The 19,523-nt window shown below is 64.1% G+C and carries 13 protein-coding genes and 1 pseudogene; 7 read left to right on the top strand and 7 right to left on the bottom strand.

What is annotated here, in order from left to right:
* The first annotated feature begins 225 nt into the window (after positions 1-225).
* The 5 genes from D5S08_RS14880 (at position 226) to D5S08_RS14860 (ending at position 9,082) form a co-directional block, all read left to right on the top strand.
* Positions 226-801 (top strand): RNA polymerase sigma factor, encoded by a 576-nt coding sequence (locus D5S08_RS14880; RefSeq protein ID WP_162302001.1) that lies wholly within the window; start codon positions 226-228, stop codon positions 799-801.
* A complete protein-coding gene (locus tag D5S08_RS14875) occupies positions 785-1,753 on the top strand; it encodes a FecR family protein (RefSeq protein ID WP_121119965.1) in 969 nt (322 codons plus the stop codon). Before D5S08_RS14880 ends, D5S08_RS14875 begins: the two co-directional genes overlap by 17 nt.
* Before the next feature lie 89 nt (positions 1,754-1,842).
* Entirely contained in the window at positions 1,843-4,722 is a 2,880-nt protein-coding gene (locus tag D5S08_RS14870; RefSeq protein ID WP_121119963.1) for a TonB-dependent receptor, read from the top strand.
* 62 nt (positions 4,723-4,784) lie between these two features.
* Entirely contained in the window at positions 4,785-6,386 is a 1,602-nt protein-coding gene (locus tag D5S08_RS14865; RefSeq protein WP_121119961.1) for an alkaline phosphatase D family protein, read from the top strand.
* 59 nt (positions 6,387-6,445) lie between these two features.
* The gene (locus D5S08_RS14860; protein WP_121119959.1) at positions 6,446-9,082 is read left to right on the top strand and encodes a TonB-dependent receptor; all 2,637 of its coding nucleotides are present in this window, start codon (positions 6,446-6,448) and stop codon (positions 9,080-9,082) included.
* A 397-nt stretch (positions 9,083-9,479) separates the two neighbouring features.
* Here D5S08_RS14860 and D5S08_RS14855 read toward each other — a convergent pair whose 3' ends face one another.
* Positions 9,480-10,379, bottom strand: a complete 900-nt coding sequence (locus tag D5S08_RS14855; RefSeq protein WP_121119957.1) for an AraC family transcriptional regulator — start codon at positions 10,377-10,379, stop codon at positions 9,480-9,482.
* A gap of 95 nt (positions 10,380-10,474) precedes the next feature.
* Between D5S08_RS14855 and D5S08_RS14850 the strand changes: the two genes are divergently transcribed.
* Positions 10,475-11,224, top strand: coding sequence for an SDR family oxidoreductase (locus tag D5S08_RS14850; RefSeq protein ID WP_121119955.1), 750 nt, complete (start codon positions 10,475-10,477; stop codon positions 11,222-11,224).
* A gap of 529 nt (positions 11,225-11,753) precedes the next feature.
* Here the strand turns inward: D5S08_RS14850 and D5S08_RS14845 are convergent.
* The 5 genes from D5S08_RS14845 to D5S08_RS14825 all read right to left on the bottom strand — a co-directional run bounded on the left by D5S08_RS14845 (position 11,754) and on the right by D5S08_RS14825 (position 17,637).
* Entirely contained in the window at positions 11,754-13,355 is a 1,602-nt protein-coding gene (locus D5S08_RS14845) for an alkaline phosphatase D family protein (RefSeq protein WP_121119953.1), read from the bottom strand.
* Between the two features lie 10 nt (positions 13,356-13,365).
* Positions 13,366-15,540: a TonB-dependent receptor gene (locus D5S08_RS14840; RefSeq protein ID WP_241557453.1), complete on the bottom strand. Its 2,175-nt coding sequence runs from the start codon at positions 15,538-15,540 to the stop codon at positions 13,366-13,368.
* A 225-nt stretch (positions 15,541-15,765) separates the two neighbouring features.
* Positions 15,766-16,128, bottom strand: coding sequence for a hypothetical protein (locus D5S08_RS14835; RefSeq protein ID WP_206610361.1), 363 nt, complete (start codon positions 16,126-16,128; stop codon positions 15,766-15,768).
* Between the two features lie 95 nt (positions 16,129-16,223).
* Positions 16,224-16,502 (bottom strand): hypothetical protein, encoded by a 279-nt coding sequence (locus tag D5S08_RS14830; RefSeq protein WP_121119949.1) that lies wholly within the window; start codon positions 16,500-16,502, stop codon positions 16,224-16,226.
* Between the two features lie 259 nt (positions 16,503-16,761).
* Positions 16,762-17,637 (bottom strand): SDR family oxidoreductase, encoded by an 876-nt coding sequence (locus tag D5S08_RS14825; protein ID WP_121119947.1) that lies wholly within the window; start codon positions 17,635-17,637, stop codon positions 16,762-16,764.
* 249 nt (positions 17,638-17,886) lie between these two features.
* Between D5S08_RS14825 and D5S08_RS17380 the strand changes: the two genes are divergently transcribed.
* Positions 17,887-18,114 carry a WGR domain-containing protein gene (locus tag D5S08_RS17380; RefSeq protein WP_121119945.1) on the top strand — a complete coding sequence of 76 codons (228 nt, stop codon included), beginning with the start codon at positions 17,887-17,889 and terminating at the stop codon, positions 18,112-18,114.
* On the opposite strand, the pseudogene D5S08_RS14815 reads toward D5S08_RS17380, so the two are convergent.
* Positions 18,073-18,824 (bottom strand): annotated as a pseudogene (locus tag D5S08_RS14815) (IS5 family transposase). The gene D5S08_RS17380 and the pseudogene D5S08_RS14815 overlap by 42 nt on opposite strands.
* Between the last annotated feature and the right edge of the window lie 699 nt (positions 18,825-19,523).

Here is a 19,523-nt window from a genome sequence, read left to right as displayed (position 1 = left end):
AAGCCGTTCCGAGTGGCTGGCTGGCCGAGCGAGAGCGTCGACACGCTCAGATGAACGAAGGTCCGGTTTCGGGGAGCGGAGAAGAGGCGCTGAACGTCCGCAATGGGGTCCTCGCGATTGCGGGTAGCCGGTTCTTTGGCTGCTTACCGCCGGACTTTTGTCATCACGCGGCAACAATGGTCGGATGATGCGCAGCGCTCCTTACCACCAGGAGCGTTGCAAGCGGTGCCTGCCCGGCCAGAAATCGTTCGATGGATCGCCCACGAGGTGCTGCCGCATGAACGGGATGTGCGGCGGTGGCTGGAGCGGCGCGTGCATGTCGAGGCGGATGCGCAGGAGATCATCCAGCATGCTTACTGCCGGCTGGCGGAGCTGGATTATGTCGGCCATATCCGCAGCGGGCGGCGCTACCTCTTCGCCACGGCGCGGTCCATCATGCTGGAACGGATCCGCCGGTCGCAGATCGTCGAATTTCGCGCGATGACGGATTTGGACGAGTCATCCATCATGGATGATAGTCCATCGCCGGAAAGGATCGCAGGCGGCCGTATGCAGTTGCGGCATGTTCTGGACCTGCTGGATAGCCTGCCGGCCGCCTATCGTGACGTGCTGATGCTGCGGCGACTGGAAGGCCTGTCGCAGAAGGAGGTGGCGGCGCGGCTGGGCGTGACGGAGAATGTGGTCGAGAACAATGTGGCGCGAGGGTTGAGGATGCTGTTGCGGGCGCTGGGGGAACGGGGCGTCAGCCCGCCCGCGGACACGGGAACCTCTCCACGGAGGAACGATGTCCCGAACCGATGAGGCAACCGGGTGGGCGGCGCGCATGGACGCAGGACCGCTGGCGGAGGAAGACCGGCTGCGGCTGGACCAATGGCTCGCGGCGGACCCGCTGAACAAGGGCGCGCTGCTGCAGGCGCAGGCGATGCTGTGCCTGATCTACGAGGCGCCCGACCGGCCGGCCCCCCAGGTGGAGGAGCCGGCGGCGGAGGAGGCCGCGGAGGCTGATGACCCGCCCGGCCGGCAGCGTTGGTGGGTGGCGGGCCTGTCCGGCATGGCGGTCGCCGCGGCGGCGGTGGCCGCCGCGCTGGCGCTGCTGCTGCCCGGCACGACGGTGGGCTCCGTCCATTCCAGCCAGACTGGGGAAGTCCGGCGCATCGCGCTGGAGGATGGATCGCGCGCGATCATCAACACCGCATCCCTGATCGAAACCACCACGGACAACCGCGTGCGCGTGGTGAAGCTGTCGCAAGGGGAAGCGTGGTTCAACGTGGCGAAGGACCGCGAGCGGCCCTTCACCGTGGAGGCCGGGCCGATCCGCGTGATGGCCACCGGCACGGCCTTTGCCGTCCGCCGCGATGCGCAATCCGCAACGGTGACGGTGACGGAAGGGCGGGTGGAGATCTGGAACGAGGCGGAGCCGCACCGGCTGATCGCGGCCAATGCCGGCCAATCGACCACCATGCCCTTCGCCCCCCGTCTGTTTTCGACCGCGCGCCTGCGGTCTGCGCGCGAAAGCGCGCTGGCATGGCGCGACGGCGACATCGTGCTGGAGGAGATGCCGCTGAAGCAGGCGGTGGACGAATTCAACCGGTATAATATTCGCAAGATCGTTATTGCTTCATCACAGATTGGCGCAAAAACAATGGTTGGTTATTTCCGAGTAAATCAACCAGAACAATTTGCCGAAGCCGCCGCGCAGTTGAGCGGAGCGCATGTGGTTCACAGGGGTAACACTATCGTCATTGAACAGTAACAATTATGTAACGGAACTTTTTCTCACCTGTGAATGACGGAAAGTACGGCATCATCCATCAAGGGTTCTGAAACCTTTGAGGGGGAAAAATGTTGTTTCGGGTCGCTTCACTTCGCCTGAGTGCCTTTCTGCTGGGCACCTCCATCCTTGCCGCTGCCCAGCCCGGTGCGGCGCAGGCCGCCGCCGGCACCAGGAGCTTTTCCGTGCCCGCCGGCCCGGCCAGCGCCTCCATCCCGCAATTCGCGCGGCAGGCGGGTTTGCAGATCCTGGTGCAAGGCGACGCCGCCCGCGATGCGCGCACCCGTGCCCTGTCTGGCGCGATCGAGCCGCGGCAGGCGCTGGCCCGGCTGCTGGCGGGCAGCGGCTTGAAGGTCGCAAGCTGGCGCGGCAATATCGTGACGCTGGTGCCCGAACTCGCCGGTGGGGAAGGGCAGGACACCCGCAATGTCGGGTCGGAAGAGATCATCGTCACCGGCATCGCCGCGCCGTTCCGGTCCAAGGGCAATTCGACCACCATCGTGGAATCGGTCGTTTATGACGATGTGGAAACGTTGGCCGCCGACGGCTCCATTGCCGGCCTGCTGACGCAGCTGCCGGGCATCAGCACGGTGGAGGATGGTGAATATCCCCGCTACGTAACCATCCGCGGCATCTCACCCGATCTTAACCACACCACGATCGACGGCTTGACGCTGGCCACGGTGGGCGAAAGCGGCGCGGGCACGCGGCGGGTGAACCTGCAGCTGATGCCCAGCGACGTGTCCAAACGGGTGGACGTGTTCAAGACCTTCACCGCCGAACAGGATGCGGGCGCGATCGGCGGCGCGATCAATATCGTCACCCGCAGCGCGTTCGACCGGCGCGACCAGGCGCTGTTCGTGGACGCCTATGGCATGTACCGCACGCGCGGCGTCCAGCAGACCGGCAGCAATGCGGTCGGCGATCCGGGCGATCATTGGGGCGGCGGCGTGAAGGCGAATTACGCCACCACCTTCGGCGCCAGCGACCAGTTCGGCGTGATCGTGTCCGGCCGGTACGACAGCACGCCGCGCAATTTCGCGCAGAACTGGCAGAACACGAAGCGCTTCCTTGACCAGGATAACGAGATCATCGCCCGTCCGGAGGAGGAGCTGGGCTGGAACGGCCGGGTCGCGCCCGCCCATTTCGGCTACGGCACCTATGCCGACGTGTCGGAAACCTACGGTGGTTCGGCCAAGCTGGAATACCGGTCGCCCGACGATGCCGTGCAGGCGAGCGTGATGGGATACAATTACGTCCGCATCCAGGACCAGTCGACCAACATCAACCATATCGATTTCGTGCCGCTGGCCGAAGAGCTGACGGAGGAAGGCGGGCGCGGAGAGATCACCCAGCTGGTGGAGAATTACCGCCACAACCAGTACCGGCGCGAGAATCGCGGCATCCTGTCCAGTGCCAGCCACACCAGCGGCGCCACCCGCGTGACCGCGCGCGCCGGCCTGACGGAGGAGACCTTCCGCGACTGGGAGCCTTATGTCAGCATCCTGACCAACCCGACCGGCTATTTCCTGAACTTCAGCACGCCCGATGACGAGATCCCGATCCTGACCGGGATCGAGGACCCTTCCGTTATCATGAATGCGCCCTATCGCATGAATGCGCAGCGCGACGTGTACAGCAATGCGCAGCAGGAGGTGTTCGATGCGCGGCTGGACGTCGCGCATAATGTGGAGCGCGGGTCGCAGGGCTTCGGAGTGGTGGCGGGCGTGGAATATCGCCGGCTGGACATGAGCAAGGATGTGGAGCGGACCGATCACAGCGTGACCGGCACGATCAACGAATGGATCTATGACAGCGGCTACCGCCCGCCGACCAGCCCGCACTCCTTCGCCTGGCTGGATTACAACCGCTTCCGGCAGGAGAAGTGGGACGACTTCCCGGTAAACGAGAGCGCCAGCTTCGACAACAGCCACACATCGGACTATCGTTACCTGGAGGAGCTGGCGACCGCCTATGCCTCCGTCCACCTGAACCTGCCCGCCACCACCATCGTGGGCGGCTTGCGGTATGACCATATCGACTTCACCGGCACGACCCCGGTGATCAGCCAGGGCAGCGCCACAGGCGAGTTCAGCCGGAACGACGGGGGCTATGATTACCTGCTGCCCTCGCTCAACATCGTGCACCGGCTGGGTGACACGAATGTCCGCCTGTCCTGGTCCGAAACGCTGGGCCGGCCCACGCCGGGCAATATCGCCCAGGCGGAGAACATCAATTGCAGCGATACGGGCGACGTCGCCTGCACCATCACGCGCGGCAACCCTGACCTGAAGCCGCGCCGGTCGCGCAATCTGGATGCCACGGTGGAGCATTACTATGCCGGCGCCAACGGCATGCTGCTGCTCGGCTACTTCCACAAGCGGATCAAGGACGACATCTTCACCCTGCGGGAAGAGGCGGTGATCGACGGGGAGCTTTACGCCATTCGCCAGCCGCTGAACGCGTCGGATTCAGAGATGCAGGGGATCGAGGCGGCCTGGGTTCATCGCGGGCTGCCGGTCGGCCTGTCCGATCACCAGGTCGACCTGTCCGCCAACGCTACGCGCATGTGGGGAGAGATGAACTATGTCACCGATGCGGGCAACCGCGCGGTGGACCGGCTGATCAACCAGCCGGACTGGATCCTCAACGGATCCGTCACTTACCGCATCCCGCAGCTGGGCGCGGGCTTGCGGGTCAACGCCAATTACCGCGACGCCTTCCTCAGCTCCGTCGGGGCCAATCCGTGGCAAGACGAGGGGGCGGGCGCGCTGACCACGGTGAACCTGGCGCTGTGGCATGATGTGACGGACAATCTGCTGTTCAAATATGAGTGGAACAATGTGTTCGACAACCAGCCGCACTTCCGGCTGGGCGAGAACCTCGACTGGGTGCGCCAGCAGAACGAATATGGTTCGTCCCTGTTCTTCCACGCCATCATGAAGCTGTGATCCGCGGCGGGCCGGTCCTGCCGGCCCGCTGCCCTTGCATTGCTGCCAAGGACATTTTTCCCATGAACGATTTTAATCGCCGCCGGCTGCTCGCCGGCCTGCTGGCCGCCGGCGGTGGCGCGCTGGCCACCCCGCATGTCTTCGCCCAGGATGCGGCGCAGCGCCGCAACCTGCTGGAGACGATGACCTTCGCCGTACCGTCCTTCCAGCTGGGCGTCGCATCCGGCGATCCGTCCGCCGATGGCTTCGTGATCTGGACCCGGCTGGCGCCCGAGCCGCTGCAGCCCGGTGGCGGCATGGTGATGGCGCCGGTGGAGGTCCGTTGGGAGGTGGCGGAGGATGCCGCTTTCCGCACGATCGCCGCCAGCGGCACCGCGGTCGCGCACCCCGAACTGGCGCATAGCGTGCATGTCGAGCTGGCGGGCCTTCGCCCCGACCGGCCATATTGGTACCGCTTCCGCTGCGGCGGGGAGCGCAGCCTTGCAGGCCGGGCGCAGACCCTGCCGCAAGCGGGCGCGCGCAAGGACCGGCTGCGCTTCGCCGCCGCCGGGTGCCAGCATTACGAGGAAGGGCACTATACCGCCTGGCGCCGCATCGCGGAGGAGCCGGTCGACTTCGTCTACCATTATGGCGACTATATCTATGAAGGGCGCGACACCGGCTCCGCTACCCGGCTGATGAATGGCCGGCCCTTCACTCCGATGCGCCAGCATGTGGGGCAGGAGATCTATTCGCTGGACGATTACCGGCGGCGTTATGCGCTCTACAAGGGCGATCCGGACCTGCAGGCCGCCCATGCCGCGGCGCCCTGGTTCGTCAGTTTCGACGATCACGAGGTGGACAATAACTGGGCCGCCGGGCTGGACCAGGACGGCAGCCCGCCGGAAGTGTTCGCCTTCCGCCGCGCTGCCGCGATGCAGGCATGGTACGAACATATGCCGGTGCGCCGATCCTCCATGCCGGTGGGCGGATCGGTGCAGATGTTCCGCCGGGCCACCTTTGGCGACCTGATGGACATGCATGTGCTGGACACGCGGCAATATCGCAGCCCGCTGGGCAATGGCGGCCGCAACGGCCCGATGAATGACGACTTCCTCTCTCCCCAGCGCACCATGCTGGGCGACCGGCAGGAGGAATGGCTGTTCACCGGTCTGGCGCAGGGCACCGCCCGCTGGCAGCTGATCGCGCAGCAGGTGATGCTGATGCAGCTGGCGGTGCAGCCCGCCGGCGGCGGGGAGATGACCTATTCGGCGGATCAATGGTCCGGCTACCTGCATGGGCGGGAGCGGCTGCTGAACCATATCGCCGATCGCGGCCTCACCAATGTCATGACCGTATCGGGTGACGCGCACCGCCATTTCGCGGGCGACGTGCTGCGCAACGGCGGGGAAGGGCCGCCGGTCACGGCTGAGTTCCTGGCCACCTCCATCACCTCCGGATCGGACGGGGTGGGGCTGGACGATCCCTATCACCGCTCCGTCGCCGGGAATGAGTGCCTGAAGGCGATCATCGACCGGCGCGGATACGTGCTGTGCGATGTGGGGCGCGACACCTTCCGCGGCGAGCTGAAGGTGCTGGACCAGGTGATGCGGCCCGATGGGGAGCTGTCCACCTTCGCCACCTTGGTGGCCGAACACGGGCGGCCCGGCCTGCAGCGCGGCTGACCTCCAGCAATCACGATCAATCAGCCGGGAAGTGAGCCCCGGCGAGCAGGAATACGAACATGAAACATTTGATGATGGCCTCCGCACTCGCACTGGGTGCGGGGCTGGCGACGCAGGCGGCCGCGCAGGATCAGGCGGCTGCGCCGACCGGCACCGCCGGCACGCAGGCGGCCACCGCACCTGGGGAGAATGTAATCACCGTCAGCGGCACGCGCTATGGCTTCCAGCCGATTGACGTGAAGCGCGACAGCCCGGTGATCGTCGATTCCGTGACCTATGACGATCTGGAGGCGCCCACCGGCGACAGCTCCGTCGCGGCCATGGTGCTGCAGGTGCCGGGCGTCAGCTATGAAGGCGATGGGGACGAGCCGCGCTATATCACCATTCGCGGCCTGTCGGCAGACCTCAACGCCACCACGATCGATGGCCTGACCCTGGCCACTTTGGGCGAGAATGGCGGCGGCACGCGGCGGGTCAACCTGCAGTTGGCCCCGGCGGGCATCTCGCAGCGGGTGGACGTGTACAAGGCCTTCACCGCGGAACAGGATGCGGCGGCGATCGGCGGCCTGGTCAATATCGTCACCCGCTCCGCCTTCGACACGCCGACGCCCTATTACCTGCTGGACGCTTACGGCATCTACTCGACCTTCAAGGGGCCGGCGGGCGAGAACTCCGCCGAGTCCGATGGCGGGCGCTTCGGCTTCGGCGCGAAGGCGGCCATGGCCGACCGGTTCGGCGGGGACGACCAGTTCGGCTTCGTCTTCACCGGCCGGTATCAGGAGCGGGCGCGCAATTCGAACAAGAACTGGACCGACCGCCGCACCTTCTTCGACGAGGCCGGCAAGGTCATCGCCGGGCCTGACACCGCGCTGGGCTGGGACGGCAAGGACGGCACCACCAAGTTCGCCTTCGGTGATTATTCCAACACCATCACCAATATCGGCGGATCGCTGAAGCTGGAATGGCAGGCGGCGCCCAATGTGGCGACATACATGATGGGCTACATCTATAATCGCCGCGAAGCCTCCACCATGAATTCCAGCGACATGATCGGGCGGACCACCGGCCTGACGGATCGAACGGAGAGGACGGGCACCGTGCCGGTGGATTACGTCCAGTCGGTCGTGCGCTCCAACCAGTGGGACCGTACCGCCATGGGGCTGATCTACGGCTTCGACTGGGAGGTGAGCGACGTCAGCCAGCTGTCCATCCGCGCCGGCTACACGCGCGAAACCTACCAGGATGACGAGCACTGGGCGCGGGTCCGCACCCGTCCCGGCAATGTGCTGTCCTATGGCTACAGCATGGAGGAGCTGCCGCAGCTCACCGGCGTGACCGGCGATCCCTTCGCCAACAATTATCAGCTCAACGGATCGAACATCAACTACAACGAGGCTTGGGAGGACGTGCTGGACCTGCGCGCCGACTATTCCTGGAATGTCGATCCCTTCGCGGAGGGGTTCGGCTTCGTCGCCGGCGTGCGTTACACCCGGCTCGATCTGGAGAAGGATGTGGACAGCATCCGGCAGCGCACCGGCGGCGATGCCAATGGCTACATGTACGATCCGGGCTACTCCTATCACGGCAGCAATGGCCTGGTCGTGCCCTGGATCAATCACGACCAGTATTGGGCCAACATCCCGGCGGAGGACGTCGCCGCCTCGGCCCATTACAGCCGCATTGCCGATTACGGGTATGAGGAGGAGGTCGCCAATGCCTACCTGTCGCTGCATTACCGCCTGCCGACGACGCACATCATCGCCGGCCTGCGCTATGACGATGTGACCTTCACCGGCAGCGCTCCGCTGACGGTGGATGGGCAGCTGACGGACCGGCTCGCCACGCCGACCGGCGGTTATGACAATTGGCTGCCATCGCTGAACATCACGCAGGATCTGGCCCGCGGGCTGAAGCTGCGCGGATCGGTCAGCCGCACCATCGGCCGGCCCACGCCCGGCAATATCGTACAGGCGGAGGCGGAGACCTGTGGGGAAGCGGTGACCGGCTGCGTCATCACCCGCGGCAACCCCGACCTGAAGCCCCGCCGGGCCGACAATTACGACCTGGCGCTGGAATATTACTTCCCCGACAATGAGGCACTCGTTGCGCTCACCGGCTTCCACAAGAAGATCAGGGACGACATCTTCACCCTGACCACGGAGTATGAGGAGGACGGCCTCCTCAACCAGATACGCCAGCCGCTGAATGCGGAGGCTTCGAAGGTTTCGGGGCTGGAATTCGCCTTGGTCGATCAGTCCTTCGGTTTTGCGCCCGATCTCGGCGCCTCACTGAATGTCAGCCGGCAATGGGGCAGCATGACCTATGCCAGCGATACCGTTTCGCGCGAGATCGACCGCGTGCTGCAGCAGCCCGACTGGATGGCCAACCTGGCGCTGACCTGGCGCATTCCGCAGGTCGATGGCGCGGTGCGGGTCACGGCCAACTACCAGGACGATTTCCTGACCAGCGTGGCCAATCAGGCCTGGGACGACTTCTACGTGAAGGGGCGCACGTCCGTGGACCTCTCCGCCTGGCACAAGGTCGGCCGGGACCTAACCTTCAAGTACGAGGTCGACAATGTGCTGGGCGCGCCACCGGAATGGTACCACACGCGCAATGTGAACGGCACCCTGTCGCAGCGTGACCATTACGGGCGGGGGTTCTACCTCCACATCGTCTACACGCCGGCGCGCTGACCTGCCGCCATCCTGCCGTCAGCGAGCAGGTGCCTCGCTGGCGGCAAAGACGGATCGCCGACCTGCGGCCTTGATGAACGGATGGCCGGTTTGGTGTCCTCACAGCCGAGAGCCATCGCGCAGCTTTCGCCCTCATTCCGCCGTTAAGCTGCCTCGCCACAGCCGCTGAAGCAGCCGCTGGCTCGTTGTGAACCGCGAGGAATTGGGATAAGGACTGAGCTGCCGGCCGTTGCTAACCTGCCAACTGCTGATCGCCGCCGCGAGCGCGCCATTGTGTCCTGCCAAGACTAATATGCGTGACGCCCCAGGCGCGGTTGAAGTTCCGTTTCGACAGCAGGTGTTGTTGAACAGAATACTGGCCCTTCTGAGTGGGCAGTAGCACTCGCATTGGATAGGCTCAGGCAGCAGTGCGCGCGAACTTGCCGGGCGGATATCCAATGCGCTTACGAAATGCAGTGCTGAAGGCGCTGGCCGACTCATAGCCTATGTCTTCCGCGATCCGATCGAGCGTCTTGTTGCCGCGGACCAGCGCGTCCTTGGCGATCGCCATGCGCCAGCGCACCAGATACTCGATCGGCGCACATCCCAACACTTCACCGAACCGGGCCGAGAAAGCAGAGCGCGACATGCCCGCGATGCTCGCGAGTCCTGCCACCGTCCAGCTGGCGCGGACATCGGCATGGATCGCCTGTAGCGCGCGGGCGATCGCCGGGTCCTGCATCCCGCTCAGCAGACCCGCCGGGATAGCCTCGTTGCCGAGGCTGCGCCAGCGAAGCGCCTCGATCAGCAAGGCCTCCAGCATGCGCTGAATGAGCAGCTCTTTGCCGGGATAGTCGGTGGCGCATTCCTCGGCCAGCAGATCGGTTAGACGTCCGAACCGCGTCGAGCGGCCCTCGGAGGCTGGGATATGAATACGCTTGGGCAGAAGCGACAGCATGAGGGGAGCATTCACCCGCTCGAAGGCAAAACTCCCGCCCAATGCCATGAAGTCGGGCGTGCCATCGGGATCGCCATGCCGGACGGCTTCGCTACGCGGCGTGACAGGCGTGCCGGGAATGTGGGGTTCGCTCGCCAGCGAGAAGGCGGGCGTGGTCGGCAGCAAGAGAAAATCCCCCTCAGCAAGACGCAGCGGCTCCCTGCCATCGAAGGTCAGCCACGCCTCGCCCGAGAGGACGATCGTAAAGCCAGGCGCGTCATGCGCGTCATAATGAACGGCCCAACGACCCTTCCCGGAGATCGGCTTCGACACGGCGGCGCTGGGGCGCAACAAGGCGACCATATCGCTGAGTGGATCCATATTCTCGGACGATCCATAAATATATCTGGTTTCTTGATTATAGGTCGTATGAGCCGGCCCGTCTATCTCCTGAGCACGAACTCACGGAGACTGACATGACCAAGACCATCCTCATCACCGGAACCTCGTCAGGCTATGGCAAGGCGATCGCCGAACATTTCCTTGCACAGGGCTGGAACGTGATCGCTACGATGCGGCGGCCCGAGGCGGTCGCCTTTGCTGGTGATACGAGCCGCTTGCGGGTTCTGCCGCTTGACGTCACTGACGAAGCCAGCATTGCGGCGCTGCTTGAGACCGCTGGTCCGATCGATGTGCTGGTGAACAATGCTGGCATCGGCGCGGTCGGAGCCTTCGAGGTGACGCCAATGTCGCTGGTACGCCAGCTGATCGAGACCAACACGATCGGGGTGATGGCGATGTGCCAAGCGATCATTCCGCAGATGCGTGCACGTCGATCGGGCATCATCGTCAATGTGACATCAAGCGTCACGCTCGGCGCTTTCCCGCTGGCTGCCGCCTATACTGCGAGCAAACAGGCGATCCAGGGCTTCACGGGCTCGCTTGGCCATGAGCTGGCCTACTTCGATGTCGCGGTGAAGCTGGTCGAGCCCGGCTACGCGCCGACCACCAAGTTCGGCGCGAACGCCATCGTTCCGTTCGATCAGCTGCTCCCGGACGAGTATGCCGATTTCGCCAGGCCGATCATGGAAGGCTTTGCCGCGCCAGCGCTGACCACCCGGGAGAGCGATGTGGCCGAAGGCGTCTGGAACGCCGTGCATGATGCAAACGGTCGGCTCCGGTTCCCCGCGGGACCTGATGCTGTAGCGCTCGCGGAAGCGCACTGACGGCTGCCCCATCCCGCGTCTCTGGACGGCCCAGGACTAACATTCTCGTGCCAGTCCTGAGGGTGGCTCGCCGCCGCCGTCATGGTCATCTGATCTGTCACTATCCTGTTTTGTCGGGGGTGCGGGAAGGGCTAGGGCCTAAATATAAGATGCCGGGCACCGCGACTATGCAACCGAACTCAAGCTCGCTGCGTCCGTTCTCAGGATCGATCGAGCCCTATGGTGAACGACTGAAGTTGGATTGGTTGTCGATTGCCAGCTTTCCCTTTCGATCATTGCAGACCTGACAGTCGCCTCTCGGCCCAGTTCGAGCCGAAGAGTAGCACCTTAATGAATGGCCGCTTCCGGGAAGCGGTTCAGCAGCGCTGGGCATTCTTTATGGGGTCGCCTCACGGACAATGCTACCTAGCAAGGACCCGCTCATGTCAGACCTTCAGCGCGGGATTTCTGCCCTTAGTTCACCCGGTGGACGTGCATCCTCTGATCGGTCTGACCGCCACATTCATCGGTTTGATCTCGGCTGGCGATGCTACGCGAGACCAGGTCGGCCAGCCTCCACGCTGCGCTGATGAAGCACGCTAAGGGTCGCACGCGGGTCAGCCTTGTCGCTAATCGTCATGCAGCGCGCGTCGAGGCGGTCGGCCGTCATGTCGAAGCTCATGTAGCCGCGATGTTCGGAATCAAAGAAGGTGATCTGCGGATTGTTCGGCATAGCGCGGCGGTAGAAATCCTGCGGCGGTCCGTTTGAGGTGATTGAGCTGACCACGAATTCGGCTGCGACGGGTGCCTCGCCGTGCGTGTTCAGGCCGTCTACCGCGAACCGATTTGCATCAAAGCCGCGATACAGGTTGTTGCACCAGAACGAGTGGTAGTCGCCCGCCAGTGTCACCGGATTGGCGATGCCGCTCGACACCATCGTGTCCAACAACCGGCGGCGTGCCGCGCCGAAGCCGTTCCAGGTGTCTGTCCAGATCACTGGGCCTTCGGGCGTGTCGAACACCATCGGGGCGACCAGCAGGTTCTGCACCATCAGGTTCCAGCGCGCGCTGCTGCGCTGCCAGCCATCATACAGCCAGCGTTCCTGCTCGAATCCAAGGAAGGTGCGCGCCGGATCCTCCAGGTCGGGGCAGTCGGGCGCGGTCATGTGGCCCCGCGCGCTGTCCAGACCGGCGGTGCAGGCGGGGGCGGAGCGGTACTGGCGTCCGTCCAGCAGGTCGAACTGCGCCAGCTTGCCCCACTGCATCCGGCGGAAGATGGTCGTGCGCGCCCCCTGCCAGGTGCGCGACAGCCGCAGCGGCATGTTCTCCACGAAGGCGCGATAGGCACTGGCGCGGCGCCAGGCGAAGGCCGCGGGCGGCAGGCGCTCTTCTTCCTGCGACCAGATGCCCGAATAGTCATTCATGGTTTCGTGATCGTCCCAGATCGCCAGTGCCGGCGCCGCCGCGTGCAGAGCCTGCAGGTCCGGGTCGGCATGGTGCAGGGCATAGCGGCGGCGGTAATTGGCCAGGCTGTCCGCCACCGGCAGATCGCCATAGGACCTCACGCGCCCCTCGCCTGCGGGTCGGCCCGCGCCTTCGTAGATGTAGTCGCCCAGGAACAGGGTGAAGCGGCTCTCCTCCTCCGCCGCCATGTGGCGGTAGGCGGAGAACCAGCCTTGTTCGTAATGCGAGCAGGTGGCGGCGGTGAAGCGCACCGCCCGCACCTGCGCGTGGGGCAGGGGCGTGGTCCAGGCGCGGCCCACGGCGCTGTTCACGCCAAGCGCGTTGAAGCGGTACCAATAGGGACGGTCGGGCCTGAGCCCGGCCAGTTCCACATGCACCGCACCGCCCATCACGTGGCGCGACATCGCCTCCCCCGCCTGCACGATCCGGCGGAAACTGTCATCCTCCGCCACTTCCCACCGGACGGGCAAGTTGTCGGGCGCGCCGCCCAGCCCGTCAGGAGCGGCGATGTCGGGCGCGATGCGCGTCCAGATCACGAAGCCGTCCGGCCTCGGATCGCCGCTGGCGACCCCTTGCGTGAAGGGATCGCTGGCGGCGAGTGCACGCCCGCCGGTCAGCAGGGCCGGTACGCCGATGGCGGCGCCCAGCAGGAACGAACGACGGCCGGTGGGGGCGTGCAGCAGGGTCATGGTGATCGCCTCAGTAGCTGTAGTTCAGGCGGACGCCGAAGGTGCGCACCGGATTGGTGGACACCGTGCGGGCCGAGATGAAGCGGTTACGCGTTTCCTGCACCCGCTCGTCGAACAGGTTGCGCACCCACAGGGTTACCGCGAACGCCTCGCCCGGCGGGGTCAGCGACAGGTTGGCATTGGCCAGCCAGTAGGCGGGAATGGTGGAGGCATCGGACTCGCTCCACCGGTCGGACCGGTAGTTCCAGTTCACCTCCGGCGTCACCGTCCAGTCGGCCACGGGCACGGCCCAGGCGACCGACCCCTTGTAGTCGATCTTGGGCAGGTTGAGGCGGCGGCCGTTGTAATCTTCGTACTGGATGTTCGTGTACTGCCCCGTCGCCGGGTCCATCGTGGCGGAGACGGCGGCCATGTATTCGTCGAACTCGCCCATCTTGTAGGCGAAGTTCTGCACGATGGTCAGGCCGTCCACCGGCGCGGCGGTCAGCTCCACCTCCGCGCCATACAGATGCGCGCGGGGCGCATTGGTGATCCGCCCGACCCGCGATGCGCCGGTATAGATCACGCCCTGCAGCTGGTAGTCCCGATAATCGTAGTAGAACCCGGTCAGGTTCAGCTGCACGCGGTTGTCGAGCAGGTTGGACTTCAGTCCCGCCTCGTAAGCGACCAGCGTTTCGGGATCATAGGGATCGTTCTGCGACGGGATGCCGGTGTTGTAGGTGGTGAACCCGCCCGACTTCACCCCGCGCGAGATGCTGGCATAAAGATGCGCCACCGGGCTGAACTGCCAGTCCAGCGCCGCGCGCCCGGACCATTCGTCCATGTCGAGGTCCCGGTCGGACGTGGCGCGCAACTGGTAGGCGGGGAAGATCACCTCCGTCCGGAACCCGTTCAGGCTGCGCCGCTCATGTTCAAACCGGAGTCCGCCCGAGAAGGTGAGCGTCGAGGCGATGTCGTACTCGATATTCCCGAACCCGGCGGTAGTCGACACTTCCTGGTTGTAGCTGGTCGAGAAGATGTTCCGGAGCGAGGCGGCCTGCGTGAAGTCGGACAGGAAGCCGCCATCCACCGTCTCGAACGACTGATACGCACCGAACAGCCAGCGGAACGGGCGGTCCTGCCGGCTGGCGAAACGGATCTCGCCGCTTTCCACATCGATGTCGTTGAAGAAATAGGTGCCCGCCTCGTTGGAGGAGGTCGCGTCCCAATCGTTGAATTCGCGCCGGGTGAAGTCCCGGTGGGCGACGATCGCGGTCAGCGTGCCCCAATCGAGGTCGCTGTTCACGCGCAGCTGCGCGCCCCAGCCTTCATTGTTGCGGAACGGCTTGGCATCGCTGTCCACGCCCAGCAGGCCGGCGAAGGTGTCGGAGATGCCCCATCCGGTCGCCCGGTGATCGGTGTCCGCCGGATAGAACCGGCCGCTGGCATCGGTGAAGTCGTTCAACAGTTGCAGGCCGCGCCCGTCCGACTTGTCGCGACTGTAATCGCCCTGCAAGTCCACGGTCGTGATGGCGCTGGGCTCCCAGCGGAGCTTGGCCCGTACGGAGTTGCGGTCCCGGTCGCCCAGTTCCTCCCCGGTGTCGCGGTCGCGCTGCCAGGCGCCGCCCTGCTGGCTGGAGATGGCGATGCGCGCGCTCAGGGTGTCGCCCAGCGGCCCGGAGATGTAGCCCTCGCCATCGAACTGGTTGAAGCGGCCATAGGACAGGCTGGCCCCGACGCGCAGGTCGCCGGTGGGAGCGCCGGTGATGACGCTGATCGCGCCGCCGGTGGTGTTGCGGCCATAGAGCGTGCCCTGCGGCCCGCGCAGCACCTCGATCCGCTCGATATCGAACAGCGCGCCCTGCGTCATCACGCCATAGGGCAGGGCGACCTCGTCCACATAGACGCCGACCGTGTTGGTGTTGTTGGCGGCGTAGTCGGTGCCGCCGACGCCACGCAGGCGGAACTGCGGCTGGCCACCGCCGAATTGCGCATCGACCTCCAGGTTGGGAACACTGTTCTCCAGGTCGCTGACGGTCTGGATGTTGCGCCGTTCCAGCTCCTCGCCGCCGATCACCGTCAGCGCGATGGGCACGTCCTGCGCGCTCTGCTCCCGCCGCTGCGCCGTGACGGTGATGACTTCCAGCCCGTCGGTGTTCGGGCGCGTGGCTGCCGCATCGGTGCTGGTCTGCGCGGCGGCAGGCACGGCTGCCAGTACGAGAGCTACTACAGAGCAGCCTAATAGTTGGTTATTCATTATGCTGAAACTTACCCCTTTGGTTCGCAGGGGCGCTTACGTCCGGTCCTTTACAGCTGCGTGACGGACAGGGCACCGGACTGAAAGCGAGCAGTCGATAACCAGTCCCGCTCAGCGGGGCATAGCCCTTACCTCACATGAACCAGCGTCCGACCTTGGGGAGCGGAAAGGAAGCTATGAAAGTCCACAATTGGGTATCCGCAGCCGCGCCATGAGTACCGACCTCCAAAGGTTCGGCATCTCCAGGCTATATAGATCCAAATGGCCGTCATCGATCGCTGCTGTTTCGGCGACGACATTACCGCCGCCGTAAAGGCGACCGTTCCCCACGGCGATCTGATAGGTTTTGACCCGTGTGCCGTTGCCTTTCTCCACGATCCGCGCGCGGAAGCGCTTGGCGCTAGATAGAATACGCAGCGCCGCAACAGCATAGCCAAGCCGGCCAAACCGCTTCTTCATCTCTGGATCGAGCTTCTGAGCAAGGTCGCTGCTGAGACCGATGCTCGCGACATTGAAGAACGCGTGGCCATTCCGCACTGGTTTGGGATCACGGGCGATCGCCTAGTGCTGCTTGGCACGAAGCTGCCTATGAACCGATAGCAATCAGGTTAGGTGGTGCTCCTTATGTGCGCCTAGGGCTCTGAGCTTTTGATCTCCGATATCTCCTTGTTCGAAAGTCCTGAGCTTTCTTCACGTAGGTATGTCAGGAGTTCGTCTACTTCTTGCGGCCCAAACTTCAGATCGATATCGTCCATATGAATGGAAATTAGCTTCTGTTCGTCAGACGACATACTCGCAACGATATCGACGCATTCTTCCAGCTTTCCTTGCCCGACCTTGACCGATGTTGCGTTGTCAGAGCCTCCGGCAGCGTAGATCGTCGCGGGTTCGCTTAAAGGATAGGTCGTCATCGCTGTTCCTTGTTCGTCATCGTTGCCACCAGAACGTACCAGGGCGCATCTCGGGCACTCGGCGCTGAGCCGGGCAGGTTTGTCCCAGAAGCTTCTGCTCGGACCAGGCCATCGATGCTGCCGGAAGGTTCAAACGCCGCTTCCATCGATCGCCAGCCAGCCCGAATGCGCTCCTCAAGCCTGTGTTCGCCGGCATGAACAAGCGGCAGATAAGGAAAGCGAGGAGGGGGCCTGTATCTCTGCACATGGGTCTTCAGGTCTATGAGACAGGGACGCCGCCGGTAACAGCGACGACGTTGCCCGTCATGTAGCTGCCCTCAGCCGACCCAAGCAGCACATAAGCAGGGGCCAGTTCGCCAGGCTGCCCGGCACGTCCCATCGGTGTATCCTGGCCAAGGGTCTCCAGTTCTTCAGGCGACTTCGCAATCGGCTGAATGGGCGTCCAGATCGGGCCCGGCGCAACCGCGTTCACGCGAATGCCATCACTGGCGAGAAGGTTCGACAATCCAACCGTCAGGCTCGATATCGCACCCTTGGTGGCCGCGTAGACGATCATGCTCTTGCCTGCGATCTTGGCCTGCTCGCTGGTCGTGTTGATGATGGCCGAGCCTGGTTTCATGTGCGGCGCAGCAGCCTTGGCGAGGCGGATCATGGCAAAGACGTTGGCGGCGAAGGCCCCCTGCATCTCGTCATCATCAATGCTGTCCAGCCCCTCGTTCATGGTCTGGGCGGCAGCATTGTTGACGAGGATGTCCACGCCGCCAAGCTCTGCGACGGTACGTTCGACAATGGCCGCGCAATGGTCCCGGTCACGAATGTCGCCAGGTAATAGCAGGCAGCGCTGTCCTGCCTTGTCGACCCAGTCGCGTGTCTCTTCAGCATCGGCCTGCTCCTCGGCAAGGTAGGAGATAGCTAGGCTGGCACCCTCACGCGCGTAGGCGATCGCCACGGCGCGACCGATGCCAGAGTCCCCGCCGGTAATCAGCGCCACCTTGCCTACAAGCAGTCCCTTGCCGACATAGCTCTCCTCACCATGATCAGGCTTGGTTCTCATCTCGGTCGTCAGTCCCGGACGCGGCTGCTGCGGTTCGTCAGGGAAACTCGTAGGCTGGCTGGTGCGCGGATCCTCGGCCATGTCTTCTCCTATAGATGCTTCGGATCGCAAACGGCTCACAGGAGGTTGCGTGCCTGCGCACGCGCCGTGGGCGAACACCGAGCCTTTTTAGAACCGTCAGGAGACTCGGGCGCCGGAAGGGGCAGGGTGAGCATCGGCGCGCCACCGTCAGTGCAACGCCGCGCGACGAGGGACTTGATCGACAAACTGAATCACAGGATCGCCAGTGATTCATAAACCTTGTTGGCGCTGGCAAGACCGATTGCGGATATGCTCGCCATGGCTGATGACGGCGACTTTCGGGAGCGGTGGTGGGCGGTTGATCCCAGGCACAACATCGCCCGCAACTACGAACTTGCGATGACCACCGATCTGTTTGGCTGGACGATCGTCGAGCGGCGATGGGGACGGATTGGTACAAAGGGGCAGAGCTGCCGCACTAGGGCTCAGACTCATTCACATCCAGAAGGCGAGCGCGGTGGCGAGAGCGACGCCTGAGAGGAAGTTGGCGGCGAGTTTGTCGTAGCGGGTTGCGATGCGGCGGAAATCTTTGAGCCGGCAGAAGGCGTTCTCGATGAGGTGTCGGCCGCGGTAGCGCTGCTGGTCGTAGCAAATGGCGCGCTTGCGGTTTCGCCGGCCTGGGATCACGGGCACGGCGCCTGCCTCACGCAGTGATCGGCGCAGCCGGTCGGCATCGTAGGCCTTGTCGCCGAGCAGGTAGCGCATGCGGCCGGCACGTTCGAGCAACGCCGGTGCGGCCTTCACGTCGCTGACATTGCCGGCCGTTAGCATCAGCGCATAAGGGCGGCCGATAACGTCGGTGAGCGCGTGGACCTTGGTCGTCCACCCACCGCGCGAGCGGCCGATCGCCTGGATTGAACGCCCCCTTTTCCTCCAAACGCGGCGCGCTGCGCCTTGATGTAGGTGCTGTCGATGGCGGTGCTTTTCGTCACCGCACCGGCCTCCACCAACGCGTCCAGCAGCTTGAGCCAGAAGCCCCGGCGCGACCAGCGGTTGAACCGATTGTAGACCGTCGTCGATGGTCCGTACTCGACTGGGCAGTCGCACCAGCGGCAGCCCACCTTCAGCACGTGCAGGATGCCCGAGATCACCCGCCGGTCATCCACCCTGCGAGCGCCAGGCTGGTTCGTTGGCAGATGCGGCTCGATCGCTGCCCAAGCCTCATCCGGCAACCAGTATAACGCCATGCCATGCCTCCCACGATCCACCTACCAGGTGAATCAGGAAAGCTGCCACACATCAAGCCGCTGATTGGGTTTGGACCCTAGCTTTGCGGACCGCAAAGATGCACTCCGCCTAGTCAGCGCCGTACGCCATCGCCGCGCCTCGGCCCACAAGCGCTTGGGTGTTCCATATACGCCGGTACCGACCTAGGCTCTCAGCGGTTCAGCAACAGAGTGGCAGGCACGTTCACGAACTGCAGAAAGTCGCGACCAGTCGTCAGAATGCGAACGGGGCAGAGCTAAGCTAGCCTACGGCGTCTACGCCATTCATTTCAAACGACAATCTATCCGCGACGATAATGAGGGTTATGTTAAATCATGCCATGCTGTTGCGCTAAATGCACGACGCGGTGCGTTCTGTGCGTTTGAGCCTGTAGCCGCCCCGGCGCATACCGGCAGTGCCTTTCAGGCATCCTCTCCCAAACTTTTCAAGCCCGGCCGGCAACGGTCGGGTTTTTCTTTGTTGCCTCTAATGCAGAAACGATGGGGAATGTACAAGGTTGATCGGTGGTCGTTAACCATGACGCTCCGATCGCCTGGTGGTTCGCCCGTATTGGGTCGCAGCCAGCTGTCGCGCATACAGAACGGGCCTTGTCAGGCAGTCTCTCCCTAACCTCAAAAACCCGGCCAGCGATGGCCGGGTTTTCTGTTCGCGCCAGCGAG

This window comes from Croceibacterium ferulae (assembly GCF_003660445.1).
In the GTDB taxonomy this organism is placed as follows: Bacteria; Pseudomonadota; Alphaproteobacteria; order Sphingomonadales; family Sphingomonadaceae; genus Croceibacterium; species Croceibacterium ferulae.
The sequence above is the reverse complement of the archived record's forward strand: the minus strand, read 5'-3'. Positions and strand labels throughout refer to the sequence as shown.

What these genes read in the sequence shown, in the direction of transcription:
- D5S08_RS17380 (WP_121119945.1), top strand. Translation starts at nt 17,887, where the DNA reads ATGCTCGCCATGGCTGATGACGGCGACTTTCGGGAGCGGTGGTGGGCG.
- D5S08_RS14845 (WP_121119953.1), bottom strand. Translation starts at nt 13,355, where the DNA reads ATGACCCTGCTGCACGCCCCCACCGGCCGTCGTTCGTTCCTGCTGGGC.
- D5S08_RS14855 (WP_121119957.1), bottom strand. Translation starts at nt 10,379, where the DNA reads ATGGATCCACTCAGCGATATGGTCGCCTTGTTGCGCCCCAGCGCCGCC.
- D5S08_RS14865 (WP_121119961.1), top strand. Translation starts at nt 4,785, where the DNA reads ATGAACGATTTTAATCGCCGCCGGCTGCTCGCCGGCCTGCTGGCCGCC.
- D5S08_RS14860 (WP_121119959.1), top strand. Translation starts at nt 6,446, where the DNA reads ATGAAACATTTGATGATGGCCTCCGCACTCGCACTGGGTGCGGGGCTG.
- D5S08_RS14850 (WP_121119955.1), top strand. Translation starts at nt 10,475, where the DNA reads ATGACCAAGACCATCCTCATCACCGGAACCTCGTCAGGCTATGGCAAG.
- D5S08_RS14825 (WP_121119947.1), bottom strand. Translation starts at nt 17,637, where the DNA reads ATGGCCGAGGATCCGCGCACCAGCCAGCCTACGAGTTTCCCTGACGAA.
- D5S08_RS14830 (WP_121119949.1), bottom strand. Translation starts at nt 16,502, where the DNA reads ATGACGACCTATCCTTTAAGCGAACCCGCGACGATCTACGCTGCCGGA.
- D5S08_RS14870 (WP_121119963.1), top strand. Translation starts at nt 1,843, where the DNA reads ATGTTGTTTCGGGTCGCTTCACTTCGCCTGAGTGCCTTTCTGCTGGGC.
- D5S08_RS14875 (WP_121119965.1), top strand. Translation starts at nt 785, where the DNA reads ATGTCCCGAACCGATGAGGCAACCGGGTGGGCGGCGCGCATGGACGCA.